Raw genomic sequence first — 12917 nt, 5'->3', positions numbered from 1 at the left:
CTTGTGTGCCAGTGCGTTGCTGATTCATGCTTCTCCTACCCAACGTGGTGTACCTGGGCCCGCTCTGCCAAGTCGAGCGACCGGAACGATGAGGGAGCTACGTCATGGACGATCGAGGACTCATCGGTGTAGCTCCCTTCCAGGCCGGCGGAGAGCTCCGCGGTTTCGTCGTCTCGGGCCGGTGGCCGGACACGACGAAGGAATGGGCCCAGTTTCTCGTACTTGCCGTTCGTGTCGCCTCCATGCCCGGCCTACTCGGAACGTCCACGGTGTTCGGCGTCCGCGAAGAGCTTCCCGACGACCCCGAGCCGGGCAGCATTGGCCTCGTCGTCGCCGAGGGACCGGTCATCGGCGAGATGGCCGTCACACCAGGCAGGTTTGCGCTGCACCAACCGTCGGCGCTCTTCATGCTGCATCCGCCGTCGGAAACCACTCCGACGCTTCCCGAATGTGCTGGAGCCGCGTCGGGTTGCGTGCTTCTTCCCGGCCTCCCACATCTCGGCCTCGAACATCGTGCGGCCTGGGTCGAAGCAGAGTCCGACGGGACTGTCACCTCGTTGGTCAGCAGGATCGGTCTCGACCCGATCAGCGATCCCGACACTGCAGTTTTGGCAATGCTTCTCGCCTCCTGACCATACCCGTACGGAAGTCTTCGGGCGCCCAAACTTAGTGCAGCAATGGACATTTGACGTTCACTCTCCTAACGTTGCCCCAGCGAAGGGGAGTAGCCCCCAATTACTGTGTCGACATACTGGCTTCACGCCCCGACGGCGTGGCCCGGCACAGTGAACCGCCTCGGACAACCCGGCGGTGGGCGAGACCTTCGGTCATCCAACAGACCGAGGAGTCCTGCTACATGCTGTCCGCCCTGCTTCTCAGTTTCGTGGTGATCTTCATCGCTGAGCTCGGTGACAAGTCCCAGCTCATGGCCATGACGTTCGCGCTGCGCTACCGCTGGTACGTCGTCATCGGTGGAATCACCGTCGCCACTACCGTCGTCCATCTGATCTCCGTTGCCGTCGGCCACTTCCTCGGCCTGTCCATCCCGACGAATCTCATCGCGGTGATCGGTGGCATCGCATTCGTGATCTTCGGACTCTGGACGTTGCGCGGTGACTCGTTGTCCGACGACGAAGGCCAGAAAGCCGGTCGCGTCACGCGGTCCGCATTCATGGCCATTGCGTCGGCATTCATTCTGGCCGAATTAGGCGACAAGACCATGCTCGCGACGGTCACACTTGCCACGGACAACAATTGGATCGGCGTCTGGATCGGATCGACAGTAGGCATGGTTGCCGCCGATGCGCTCGCAATAGTCCTCGGCGCCGTACTCGGTAAACACTTGCCCGAGAACGTCATTCGGATCGGCGCATCGGTGTTGTTCTTCGTCTTCGGGGTGTCACTGCTGCTCGACGGGTTGTTCCCCGGTACCGCTGCCGCATCGATCGGTGCAGTCACCGTCATCGCGATATCCGCAACGGTCATAACTACTGTAATTCTGATGCGTCGCCGTCGAGCAAAGGCGTCGCTGACACCAGATCAAGTAACTGGTGTGCACGAGAGGTGAATCGCCCCATACACTCCCGAATGGAGGGTGCATGGAAAGCACAAATGGGTTTTCAGGAGTGGAGTCCGCGGAACAACCGAATGGGTCAGGAGTGGAGCCGGCGGAACGACCCAGTGGATCAGGAGTGGAGCCGGCGGAACGACCCAAGGGGTCAGGAGTTGAGCATCGGTCGCTGGATCGGTTGCTGCGCATGTTCGGACGGTTCGTCGGTACCGGATATGTAATCTATTTTGCTTTGCTGTTCTCCGAGTTGGTGCGGACGGCGAATCTGACGGCGTGGTGGTGGCCTCCGTTCGCCGGGGTCGCGGTGTTCGGTTCCGGTGTTCTGCTCGGTCTGGCGACGTTTTTGACCGATATCCGTTGGACTCGGTTCGCAGCGGGTGTGGCTGCGGTCTCGTACCTGTTCGCAGTATGTACCTGGGTCGTGGCGTGGGATGGGATGTCGTTCGATGTCGCCGGGCTTTATCTGTCTGCATTTCCTGGTCTTGCGGCTCTCGCTGCTTCACTTGTGTGGCGCCCGGGTGTGGTGGCTGTCTATCTGGTTACCGTGGTGTTGGTCATTCAGTGGTCCAATGCACGTGTGCGGCAACCGTTCGTCGAACCGACCTTGTTCGCCGACATCGCTTTCGCCATCATGTTCTGCACCATTTTTGTTGCCGCTTTGCTCGGGGCTTTGCGCACGGCACGGATTCTCGATGCGACGATCGCTGCGACTCAGGCCAATGCTGCGAGTGCCGCTGCTGCGGCGGCCCGTGATGTCGAACGGGAGCGGTTCGACGCGCTCATTCACGACGGAGTGATGACTTCGCTGCTGTCGGTGGCACGCCAGGGTCGCACCGAGTCCGTGGCGAGGCAGGCCAGGGCGACACTCGATCAGTTGGATGCGCTGCGTAGCTACTCCGTCGACAGTCGGTTCGACAGGGTGAACGCGGTCGCGCATCTGCGCGCGGCGGCTACGGACGCCGACGAGTCCGTGTCGATCGAGGTCCGCGGGGCGTCCGACCCGGGCACGACGTATCCGGCCGACGCTGTTCGCGCCACTGGGGCAGCGCTGGCCGAGGCAGTGCGCAACAGCGTCAAGCATGCAGGCGCGGGGGCTACTCGGATGGTGTCGGTGACTGCAGAGTCCGGTCGACTTGCAGTGTCGGTGTCCGATGATGGAGTCGGGTTCGATCCCGATTCCATACCACCGCATCGGCTGGGTGTCGCGGTGAGCATTCACGGTCGGATGCGGCAGCTCGACGGCGGGTCTGCCGTGGTCTCGAGCACGGCCGGTGCTGGGACGAAAGTGCATCTCCATTGGGAGGAGCTCGCGTGAAGTTTTTCCGATGGCCTTCTCACGGTGCGGAACGTCAGGACGTTCGCGACCTACTCGGGATGCGCACGCGCACTGCATATTTCATTGTCCTACTGTTCTCTGCAGCGTGCCTGATCAGCGCCGCGGCTACGGCGCCACCGGGGGCGAATTTCATTCCGCTGGCGTTGGCTGTCCTGATCAATGTGACCAGTTCACTGGTCTTGCTTACCGCACCGGGAGATCCACTCCCCCTGCGCTATTCGTATCCACTGATGCTTGCCGGACCGGTCGCGCTATGGCTGGTCTTCGCGGTGATACCCATCCCGACGACCAATCCCCTGCAGACGTGGCCACTCGGCGCATCGGTGGCTATTTACACGTTCATGTGCGTTCGAGGCAGGACGTTGCTGGCCTGGATCGGTCTCGTCTCGCTCATCGGGTCCTCGGTGCTGTGGGCTGTGGTCCGTGGCCAGGGCGCGGCGTACGGGTTGTCGTTCAGCCTGATCAACGCGGCACCACTGCTGATGTCGACGTTCTTCGCGTTCACCATTCGCCCGCTTGCACGGTCGATTTTCGAATTACGACGCCAATCCACGATGAGAATCGCGGCCGAGGCTGCTGCGTCGGCGGTCCTCGAGGAACGTGACACGCAGCTGGAACGTCTCGACGAGCTTGCTCGGCCTCTGCTCGAGCGGACGGCGGCCGGTCCCGACCTCGAGCCCGATGAAGAATTGGCGTGCATATTGCTCGAGGCCGATCTGCGAGATTCTCTTCGCGCTCGCGGGCTCCTCGACCCTCGGCTCCAGGAGTCTGTTCGAGCGGCACGTATCCGTGGCGTCACGGTGGTACTCCTCGACGATCGATCCGACGCTTTCCTCGCGTCCGAGATTCGTACGGTCATGATCACGTCGGCGGTGGAGCATATCGACCGAATCGAGGACGGCACTGCGACAGTGCGATTGCTTCCTGCCGGCCGTGAGGTCTTGGCGACCATCCTCGTCGATGCCGAGCAGACGTATCGAGTCGAGTATGCGCCTGACGGCTCGTCGACGACACCCGACGAGGCTGCGCTTCGCTGACTCGGGTACCTCCTATCTCCGCGTCACGAACGCCCGCCGGTTATGGTGCTCACGAGGCACGGGCCACATCGGGCCGCCAACAGCGAAGGGATTCGTCAGTGGAGATTTCGGGAACAGCAGCGCTGGTCACAGGAGGCGCGTCGGGGCTCGGGGCCGCGACGGCCAAGCGTCTCGCCGATGCGGGCGCCACGGTATTCGGCCTCGATCTGGCACAGTCCATCGAGCGCGCAGGCGACAGCGTCCCAGCAGGGGTGACGTTGATCCCCGCCGACGTCACGAGCGAGGCCGAGGTCGAAGCCGCTCTGGACAAGATCGCCGAGGCGGGCGTACCGCTCCGCATCGTGGTGAACTGCGCCGGCGTCGGCTGGGCAGGACGCATTCTGTCCAAGAAGGGCCCGCACGACCTGGAGCTCTTCCGCACGGTCATCACCATCAACCTGCTCGGCACGTTCAACGTCATGCGCCTGGCCGCCAATCGGATCCAGTCGCTGTCCACGGTCGACGATTCAGGTCAGCGTGGTGTGATCGTCAACACCGCGTCGGTGGCAGCATTCGAAGGCCAGATCGGACAGATCGCGTACACCGCTTCCAAGGGTGGCGTACACGCGATGACGATCACCGCAGCACGCGACCTGGCTCAGTTCGGTATCCGCGTCAACACGATTGCACCGGGCATCGTCGACACCCCGATGCTCGCAGGCGTCACCGAGGAGTACCGCAAGGGCCTCGAGGCGAGCGTTCCGTTCCCGTCGCGCCTCGCTCAGCCGTCCGAATACGCACAGTTGGTGCAGATGATCGCCGAGCACGATTACCTCAACGGCGAGACGATCCGCATGGATGGCGCGATTCGTATGGCTCCGCGCTAATTCGATCGCTTCAATGGTCCACTCATACGATTAGATAGCTACAGGGTGACATTCAAGCGGTGGGCGGAATTTTCCCCCATCGCTTGAATGGTCCACTCATACGATCAGATAGCTACAGGGTGACATTCAAGCGTCCGAGCCCGCGGTCAGACCCCCGCGCGCAATGATTCGAGTGTCGGGATCTCGATTTCCGCTCGATCGCTCATCCATTCGCGGAGGACCTTCGTTGCCCGGACGTCGTCCTCGTTGTAGACCAACAGGCGTTCGCGCTGGGTCGCATCAGGTTCGGCGTCGTAGCCGACGGCCTCGCGGTACCACCCCATCGATGCCTCGCCACCGGCCTCGGCGTCACGCCATTCGAAGCCTGCCACCGGTGCAATCTTCTTCAGTCCCTTGCCATTCGGGCAGATGAACTGATCGCTGACAGCCTGATAGATATCGACCCATTGCTCGCTGTCGATGAACTCGCGAATCTCCGCCTCGGTCGGTACTCCGCTGATGTCACCGAAGCGTCGAGCCGAATCCAGTAGCCACTTGTCCTCGGCCGCCCGCGAATAGCAGTACGCCGCGAACGTCTTGCCGCGCGCGGCCGCGTCGGCCCGTTTACCCATGAGCCAGGCCCAGAATTCGGCGAAAGAACGGCCCTCGTCCACGGTCGGAAGGGGATCCCACGTGACGAAGCCGCGGTACTCCGCCGGCGGCCCGCCCTTTTCGGTCAGCAGCGTGCCCCACATGTAGGCGCCGTGTTCCTGGTAGCTCTCCATATCGACGTCGACCTCGACGTCGGCGCGGTGAACCGTCACCTCGTCCGTGCGACGCAACAGGGGTACTCCGGCTCGCCAGGCGGTCGCGGCTGCCACGGCGTCGGTGAAACTGCCGAACGGCCAGTTGTCGGGCTCGGGGCCGGAGAAGTCGGCCAGTTCGTCGATGGTGAACACACCCTGTTCACGCAGGGCGTCGGCCCGCATGCCCGACGCCACCAGGCTGACATCTCGATTGGCGACCAGTTGCGGACGGCAGTCCGTCCACCAAGGGCACGATCGGCACTCGCTTACTTGCGAAGGCACGGTGAAGCTCTCTCCCTGAGCGACGGAGAGCCGGTCGAGAAATCGGGCGTCGTATTCGTCGAACACGGTGGTCAGATCATGGACGAGGATGCATTCAGCGCGGTAGCCGATTGCACCACCGTGGGTGTTCGGGCTGGCGATGCCCTCGAAGTCGAGCATGCGGTAGAGGTGCGCCAGACGCAGTTGATCGCGGAGTTGGCTGCGGACCTTCCGCGTCTCGTCCACCGCGGGTGCCCATTCGGTCAACGGTGACGTGCGCGCCCCGCGACCAGGGTCGGTGACCTTGTGATTGACCACGATGATCGGGATGTATCCACCGTCGACGGGATCGAGCATCAAAATCTCGCTACGCCCGCGTCGTCCGGTCGTTCGTTCGATCGGTAGGACGGCATTCCAGATCCATGGCACGCGGCGACGGCACGCGGCCATCGTCAGTTTCGATGCGGTGCGGGCATCGGGGGCCTCGATCTCGACCCACCCGTCCAAGGCCTCCGACAGTGTGGATCTGATGTCCTCACGCTGCGCGCGGGCTGCTTCACGGCGTTGTCGAACCCCTGGGTTCTCCGGTTCCTGCCGCAGCAGCGCCGAGTAGGCCGTGTCCAGATACAACCGGTGTCTGCATCGCGTCAGCGACCCGGCATCGATGAGCACCGATACCCCTCGTTCCACTGCGCGTTGGCTCGTCACGCCCCGAGCCTATGTCCCCGTACCGACAGCATCGACACCGAGCGATGACGAGGCGGTGCAAAGTGCAGGGCGCAGATGTTCTCGCAGCCATCCGTACCGATAGGCTGTGTCAAGCAATTGTGCGCGCGCCGCGCCGAACCGCCGAAGTTGACGTAAGGGGCCTTGTCGATGGGTTTGTTTCGTAAGCGCAAGGGTCGTGCCACTCGTAAGGCCGAAGCCAAGGCTCTTAAGCACAAAGCGACGTTGGAAGCGAAGTTCGGCGCCAAGAACGAACGCAAGCAGCTGAAGTCGATCGCGAAGGCACAGGGCAAGCTGAGCGCGGTGGAGGCCAAGTCGTCGAAGAACGTCGAGAAGGCTCAGGTTGCGGCCCTGAAGGCGCAGCAGAAGGCTGCGATGCAGGGCAAGTTCTCGGCTGCTCAAGTCCGCAAGTACATCGGTATTGCGCGGGTGCTCATTCCGGTACTGACGCCCATCGTCTACCGAGGTGCAGCGCTTGTGCGCGGCAAGCTCGACGAACGCAAAGCCTCGCAGCTCGGCATCAACCCTGCCGAGCTCGGCCAGTACACCGGTTACGGTGCCAAGCTCAGCGCCCGTATCGCCGGTGCCGAGAAGTCGCTGGAGAAGGTCACCTCCGGCTCCGGTGATGCCGAGACGACCAAGTTCGCCGACGCCATCTCCCAGCGACTCACCGACCTCGGCACCGCTGTACGCACGTCCGAGCAGATGCCGGCACCGCGTCGCAAAGCTGCCCACAACGCGATCTCGGCCGAACTCGACGGCATCGAAGCGGACCTGCTCGCCCGACTCGGCGTCCGGTAGCGCCCGAACTCACCGATCCTGATGACCACACCGGCAGCCTCACTCCGCGGCGGAGCTGTCGGTGCCCTGACGGTCACACTCGCCGTCGCGGCCCACGGCAGCGCAGGCGGTGGTTATCCGAGCGGGTCGGCATTGATGTTCCTGTTGGTCGTCGGTGTGGGTGTGGGTGCGCTCGCGACGATGCCCGCGCCGGGAATGGTCCGTCTTCTCGGTGGGCTGATGATCGGGCAATTCGCCGCTCACTTGGCGCTCTCGGCCGGAAGCCAGCAGGAGATGACGCACAGCCACTCGGTTCTCCCGAGTGCGTCGATGCTTGTCTTCCACCTCGCGGCCTCGACCGTTGCGGCAGTTCTCGTTTGCACTGCCGAGCGGTTGTACGGACCGATCACCTCGATCGTGCGCGCGGTTCTCGACCCACCGCTACCCCTTCCCGACGCGTCAGCCGGTGGGCACGTCGGCGCGGTCGGCTTCATGCTGTCTCCGCAACACCGATTCACGACGTCGATCTCGAGGCGTGGGCCACCCGATTCGCAGCGGTAAGCGAGTCGAAGAGTTAGGCCCACACACCCGTTCGAAAAGGAATCCTTCATGAACAGCTTCATTCGTCGTGCCTCGATCATTGCAGGCGCCGCTTCGTTGGCACTGGTAGTCGGGACAGGCGCGGCTTCGGCGCACGTCTCGGTTGTTGCGCCGGGCGCCGAGCAGGGCGGGTACACCGTTCTGACGTTCCGTGTACCGACCGAATCCGACACTGCCGCAACGACGTCGGTGAAGGTGGAACTGCCGGGTCTGAACTCGGCACGCACACAGCCCATTCCGGGATGGACGTCGACCGTCGACAAGAACCCCGAAGGTCTCGCTACTGCGGTGACCTGGACGGCAGGCCCCGGATCCGAGATCGGTCCGGGACAATTTCAGCAGTTCCTACTTTCCGCGGGCCCACTGCCGGAAGAGGAGACGGTCAGTTTCCCAGCAACGCAGACCTACAACGACGGCAAGGTCGTCGCCTGGAACGAGGAGCCTGCTGCCGACGGCAGTGAGCCCGACTATCCGGTACCGTCGGTGACTCTCGCGGCCGCAGGTGCTTCCGGCGACGGGCACGGGCAGGCAAGCGCGGCGGAGACCAACTCGGACACCGCAGAAGCGAGCACCGAATCGGAGTCGGACAACACGGCCCGTTGGCTGGCAGGTGTCGCACTCGTTCTCGGTGCGCTCGGCGCGGCGCTCGGAATCGGTGCAGCAGTGCGGGGACGCCGGTCATGAGGAAGCTCGTCGTTGCCTTACTCGCAGTGTCGGCACTGATTCTCGGCGCTCCGATCGCGTCGGCGCATTCGATCGTCACCGGGTCGAGCCCTGAGGAAGGTGCCGACATCGCATCAGGACCTGCTCAGGTGTCCGTCACCTTCAACGAGGCGCCGCAGTCCCAGTTCGCGACGCTCAATGTGGTTGGACCCGACGGCAACTTGTGGTCCAAGGGTGATCCGCGGATCGAGGCGCAAAGCATCGTCGTCGACGTCGGTGAGCTCGGTCCGGTAGGCCAGTACACGGTGGCATACCGGGTTACCTCGGCCGATGGTCATCCCATCAGTGGGACGCGTACGTTCACCCTCACCCAACAGGGATCAGGCACGCCTGGTGCGGCCGCGGACGCCGATGCGGGTGCCGATGCATCTTCGGAGTCCGGCGGGGTTCCGCTGTGGCCGTTCTTGATTGTCGGTGGGCTGGTGTTCGGCGGTGCTCTCGCCTACGCACTGCGTAAGCCCAAGGACGAGCGGAAGCCCAAGGACGAGCGGAAGCCCAAGGACGAGCGGAAGCCCAAGGAAAGCAGCTGAGCATAGTGCGCGAGTTCCACCGAAGGTGGATGTTCGCGGCGGCGGTGTCGGGGATCCTCGGGGTGGGTGCAGCCTGGTTGCTCGCCCGTCCCGAGGGCCCGGATCCGTCGGCGGTGGTCCGGGTGCTCGCCGATTGCCTCGGAGCCACTGCGCTGGGTCTCGCGCTGCTGCGCACCGAACTGTTCCCAGTGCGCAGCAGGCCGACGGTATGGCGGCAGGTCGCTGCCGTCGGGGGTTTGTGGACCGTCGCCGAAGTCGCACTGTTGGTCGATGCCGCTGCCGAGTCTTTCGGCGGCGGCGTTACCAGGCTTCCGATGGCGCAGTTCGGTACTTATCTCACCGACATCACCGTCGGTCGTCTTGGCGTCGTGACGGTGTTGTGCACCGCGATCGTGTCCGGTTACGCGCTGCTCGCCTATCGACGCGGGAGTGATGTACCCCCGATACCTATCGTGGTGTTCACCGTCATCGCGCTCGTTGCTCGGCCGATCACCGGTCATATGTCGCAACAGTTGTTCGGCGGATTGTTCGCCGCAGTGCACACGGTCGCTGCTGCGGTGTGGCTCGGGGTTCTGGCAGCAATGGCGTTGACTCTTCGGGCGAAGGGCGCATGGGCGACGACGCTTCCGATCTACTCGCGGCTCGCCTGGTGGTCGGTGTGGATATTGGCGGTGAGTGGGACGGTGAATGCAGCGGTCAAGATCGGCGGGTTCGGCGCCCTGTTGGACACCGGTTACGGCCGAATCGTGTTGGCGAAGACCGTCGTCCTGATTCTTCTCGTAGTGCTCGCGCGTCGGCTTCGGTTGACTTGGCTCGTGTCTGCCGCAGCGCATCGAACGAAGGCAGATGAGTCGGTCGTCCGGGCGGCAGTGCACGTATGCGTCATCACGGTTGCGTTCGGTCTCGCGGCGGGTCTTGCCACGACGGCATGACGAGGCTCGCGAACTGACGTTCACCGCCACGCTACCGCTCGTGCACCGAAGAGGCCACTGCTTGTAGTTTGCCTGGGCGACGATCGCAGTTCCTTCGGTCGCTCAAGGAGCACTCACGTTGATTACCTTCCGTCGCCCCGCAGTGGGCGTAGTTGCCTCTCTCGCTCTCGTCGCTGCCCTGGCAGCCTGCTCCGAACCAGCCGCACCCGAGACCACCGCCGAAACGGGTAGCGGCACACTGACTGTCTACACTTCCGAGCCGCAGGCGAAGATCGATGCCCTCAATGCCGAGTTCATGGCCGTCAATCCCGGCATCGACGTCCAGGTCTTCCGCGCAGGCACCGGTGATCTCAACGCCCGCATAGCCGCCGAACTCGAGACCGGCACGATCGGAGCCGATGTTCTGCTCGCCGCGGACGCACCGACATTCGAGAGATACAAGGACGAGAACCTGCTGCTGCAATACACTCCCGCCGGCGTCGACAAGTTGAATCAAGATGTCGTCGACCCCGAGGGGTACTACGTCGGCACCCGGATCATCCCGACGGTCATCGCATACAACACCGCCGCCGTCACCGATCCGCCCACATCATGGAAGGATCTCGCCGACGCGAAGTACAAGGGCCAGATAACTCTCCCGAATCCGGAAGTGTCGGGTGCGGCAGCGTTCAACACCGCAGTGTGGCTCAGCGAAGAGGCATTGGGCGAGCCCTGGCTCGAGGCTCTCGCGGCCAACGAACCAGTAGTCGCGGAAAGCAACGGGCCAGTCGGACAATCCGTTGCCGCCGGCACGCGGCCCGTCGGTATCGTCGTCGACTATCTGGTGCGTGAACTCGCCGCAAAGGGTTCACCCATCGCGCTCGAATACCCGACCGACGGTGTCCCGTACATTTCGCAGCCCGCAGGCATTTTCAAGGACTCGGCCAACCCCGAAGCCGCGAAGAAGTACGTAGATTTTCTCGTCGGCAAGCGTGGGCAGGAAATAGCCGTCGATCAGCAGTATCTGCCCGTGCGCGACGATGTTGGGACGCCCGAGGGTGCACCGGCTCTCGCAGATCTGCAGCTGCTCAATCCTGATCTTGCCGAGATCGCCGTCTTTCAGCCTGCCGCCGTGAAGAGGTTCGGCGAGCTTGTCGGTTAGGTTCACCCGGGGCGGCCTGACCGTCGTACGGGTTTCCCTGTGGTTGGTCGTCGGTGCGGTGATCATCGTGCCCATCGGTGCGGTGATTTCGATCGGTCTGGGCGGCAACCATATCGGTGAGCTACTCGACGCCGGGATCGTCGACGCGACTGTCAACAGCCTGGTGTCAGCAGGGGCCTCCGCCGCGATGGCAGTGGTGATTGCAATCGTCATGGCACTTGTGCTCGACCGCACGGATCTTCCCGGACGCAGTGCTGCTCGGTTGATCTTGTTGAGTCCATTGCTGATTCCGCCGTTCGTAGGTGCCATCGCGTGGACAGGCCTGCTCGGACCGAGTGGGATGATCAACAAGTACTTCACCGAGCATGTAGGGGCGCCGCTGTGGAACATCTACGGCGGCGACGGGGTCATCTTCTTGCTGACAATTCACTCCTACCCACTGGCATACTTGATCGTCTCTGCTGCACTTTCCCGCATTCCCGGGGATCTCGAACAGGCCGCGCGCATCGCGGGCGCATCACCATGGCGCGCGATGCGTGATGTCACCCTGCCTCTGCTCAGGACTGCGTCGGTGGCGTCGTTCACGCTGGTTGCGGTGTCGAATTTGGCGGATTTCGGGATTCCCGCACTGGTCGGCCTACCCGAGCGGTACGTGACTCTCTCGACGATGGTGTATCGATTCATTCAATCCGGCACCGTCGCAAAGCCTCTCGAAGTGGTCTCTGCCATCGGCATCGCGTTGCTCGTGCTTGCCGTTGCCGCAGTGGCCGTCGACCGACTCCTGGCGAGTCGCAGCCCTCAGGTCGACGGCCCGAGCACCAGTGCGCGGTTACTTCCCCTGGGCACCAGCAGAATTCCAGTTGCAATGCTCGTGTGGGTTTTCACTCTTTCCGTGACGCTGCTGCCAATTCTCGCCCTGGCATCACAGGCGCTACTTCCGGCACCGGGAGTACCGTTCACCCTCGGCAACCTGACCTTGGACAGCATCACCGCCGCTGTCACTGCTCCGGGTACCATTGTGGGACTGCAGAATTCGGTCATTCTTGCACTAGGAGCGGCCCTGATATGCGGGTTCGTGGGGTTGACACTCGGTGTACTCACCACACGGACCCGTTCTCGCGACAACACCGGCCTCGACCTGGTCGCACTGGTACCCCAGGCCATTCCCGGTCTCGTCATCGCCGTCGGTTGGTTGATCGTCGGGCGGTACACCGGGTTGTTCGACACTCGCTGGGTCATCCTCTGTGCCTATGTCATGGCGTTCCTCGCCATCGTCGTGCAGGCCGTCAGGGCTCCGTTGCGCGCGACGCCGAATGCCCTGGAGGAGGTCGCTCGCTCTTCTGGTGCATCACCACTGCGCGCCTTGTACGACGTGTCCTGGAAGATGGCCGTTCCAGCAGCGATCACCGGTGCTGTGCTCGTAGCACTGACCGCGGTTCGCGAGCTCACGATGTCGGTTCTACTGGTCGCCCCCGGCACACAGACGCTCGGTGTATCCATTTTCAACCTGCAGCAGGCAGGGGACTACAACGCGGCCGCTGCACTCTCCCTCCTCGTCGCACTCGTCGGTATGGCAGGCCTCGGTCTGGTCGCGGGCGCACGAAACCGTTCCTGACGAAAGAAGCGCAAG

General features: G+C 63.3%; 13 protein-coding genes. 12 read left to right on the top strand and 1 reads right to left on the bottom strand.

Annotated features, from left to right (window positions below):
* The first annotated feature begins 104 nt into the window (after positions 1 to 104).
* The 5 genes from H2510_RS06625 to H2510_RS06605 all read left to right on the top strand — a co-directional run bounded on the left by H2510_RS06625 (position 105) and on the right by H2510_RS06605 (position 4809).
* On the top strand, positions 105 to 632 hold the full coding sequence (locus H2510_RS06625; protein ID WP_186627511.1) for a peptidase: 528 nt from the start codon (positions 105 to 107) through the stop codon (positions 630 to 632).
* A 224-nt stretch (positions 633 to 856) separates the two neighbouring features.
* A complete protein-coding gene (locus H2510_RS06620; RefSeq protein ID WP_186627510.1) occupies positions 857 to 1567 on the top strand; it encodes a TMEM165/GDT1 family protein in 711 nt (236 codons plus the stop codon).
* Between the two features lie 124 nt (positions 1568 to 1691).
* Positions 1692 to 2885 (top strand): ATP-binding protein, encoded by a 1194-nt coding sequence (locus H2510_RS06615; RefSeq protein ID WP_315901266.1) that lies wholly within the window; start codon positions 1692 to 1694, stop codon positions 2883 to 2885.
* Positions 2882 to 3943 carry a tripartite tricarboxylate transporter TctB family protein gene (locus tag H2510_RS06610; protein ID WP_186627509.1) on the top strand — a complete coding sequence of 354 codons (1062 nt, stop codon included), beginning with the start codon at positions 2882 to 2884 and terminating at the stop codon, positions 3941 to 3943. The genes H2510_RS06615 and H2510_RS06610 overlap by 4 nt, the downstream gene beginning before the upstream one ends.
* Positions 3944 to 4041: 98 nt before the next feature.
* Positions 4042 to 4809, top strand: a complete 768-nt coding sequence (locus H2510_RS06605) for an SDR family NAD(P)-dependent oxidoreductase (RefSeq protein ID WP_084348186.1) — start codon at positions 4042 to 4044, stop codon at positions 4807 to 4809.
* Positions 4810 to 4955: 146 nt separating this feature from the next.
* Here H2510_RS06605 and H2510_RS06600 read toward each other — a convergent pair whose 3' ends face one another.
* Entirely contained in the window at positions 4956 to 6563 is a 1608-nt protein-coding gene (locus H2510_RS06600; protein ID WP_315901265.1) for a TM0106 family RecB-like putative nuclease, read from the bottom strand.
* 168 nt (positions 6564 to 6731) lie between these two features.
* Between H2510_RS06600 and H2510_RS06595 the strand changes: the two genes are divergently transcribed.
* From H2510_RS06595 to H2510_RS06565, 7 genes are all read left to right on the top strand, one after another.
* A complete protein-coding gene (locus H2510_RS06595; protein ID WP_186627508.1) occupies positions 6732 to 7382 on the top strand; it encodes a DUF6474 family protein in 651 nt (216 codons plus the stop codon).
* Positions 7383 to 7403: 21 nt separating this feature from the next.
* A complete protein-coding gene (locus tag H2510_RS06590; RefSeq protein ID WP_186627507.1) occupies positions 7404 to 7922 on the top strand; it encodes a hypothetical protein in 519 nt (172 codons plus the stop codon).
* Between the two features lie 48 nt (positions 7923 to 7970).
* Positions 7971 to 8645, top strand: coding sequence for a YcnI family protein (locus H2510_RS06585; RefSeq protein WP_186627506.1), 675 nt, complete (start codon positions 7971 to 7973; stop codon positions 8643 to 8645).
* Entirely contained in the window at positions 8642 to 9214 is a 573-nt protein-coding gene (locus H2510_RS06580; protein ID WP_186627505.1) for a copper resistance CopC family protein, read from the top strand. The genes H2510_RS06585 and H2510_RS06580 overlap by 4 nt, the downstream gene beginning before the upstream one ends.
* A 5-nt stretch (positions 9215 to 9219) precedes the next feature.
* Positions 9220 to 10146: a CopD family protein gene (locus H2510_RS06575; protein ID WP_315901264.1), complete on the top strand. Its 927-nt coding sequence runs from the start codon at positions 9220 to 9222 to the stop codon at positions 10144 to 10146.
* 118 nt (positions 10147 to 10264) lie between these two features.
* Positions 10265 to 11287 (top strand): ABC transporter substrate-binding protein, encoded by a 1023-nt coding sequence (locus H2510_RS06570; protein ID WP_222438359.1) that lies wholly within the window; start codon positions 10265 to 10267, stop codon positions 11285 to 11287.
* Positions 11277 to 12902, top strand: coding sequence for an iron ABC transporter permease (locus H2510_RS06565; RefSeq protein ID WP_186627504.1), 1626 nt, complete (start codon positions 11277 to 11279; stop codon positions 12900 to 12902). Before H2510_RS06570 ends, H2510_RS06565 begins: the two co-directional genes overlap by 11 nt.
* Positions 12903 to 12917: the final 15 nt, after the last annotated feature.

This window comes from Rhodococcus sp. BP22, assembly GCF_014281965.1.
In the GTDB taxonomy this organism is placed as follows: domain Bacteria; phylum Actinomycetota; class Actinomycetes; order Mycobacteriales; family Mycobacteriaceae; genus Rhodococcoides.
This window is presented reverse-complemented; position numbering and strand designations above follow the sequence as displayed.

Bases quoted from the DNA above. Each gene is read 5' to 3' on its own strand.
- H2510_RS06625 (WP_186627511.1), top strand. From the start codon at position 105: ATGGACGATCGAGGACTCATCGGTGTAGCTCCCTTCCAGGCCGGCGGA.
- H2510_RS06620 (WP_186627510.1), top strand. From the start codon at position 857: ATGCTGTCCGCCCTGCTTCTCAGTTTCGTGGTGATCTTCATCGCTGAG.
- H2510_RS06595 (WP_186627508.1), top strand. From the start codon at position 6,732: ATGGGTTTGTTTCGTAAGCGCAAGGGTCGTGCCACTCGTAAGGCCGAA.
- H2510_RS06590 (WP_186627507.1), top strand. From the start codon at position 7,404: ATGACCACACCGGCAGCCTCACTCCGCGGCGGAGCTGTCGGTGCCCTG.
- H2510_RS06585 (WP_186627506.1), top strand. From the start codon at position 7,971: ATGAACAGCTTCATTCGTCGTGCCTCGATCATTGCAGGCGCCGCTTCG.
- H2510_RS06580 (WP_186627505.1), top strand. From the start codon at position 8,642: ATGAGGAAGCTCGTCGTTGCCTTACTCGCAGTGTCGGCACTGATTCTC.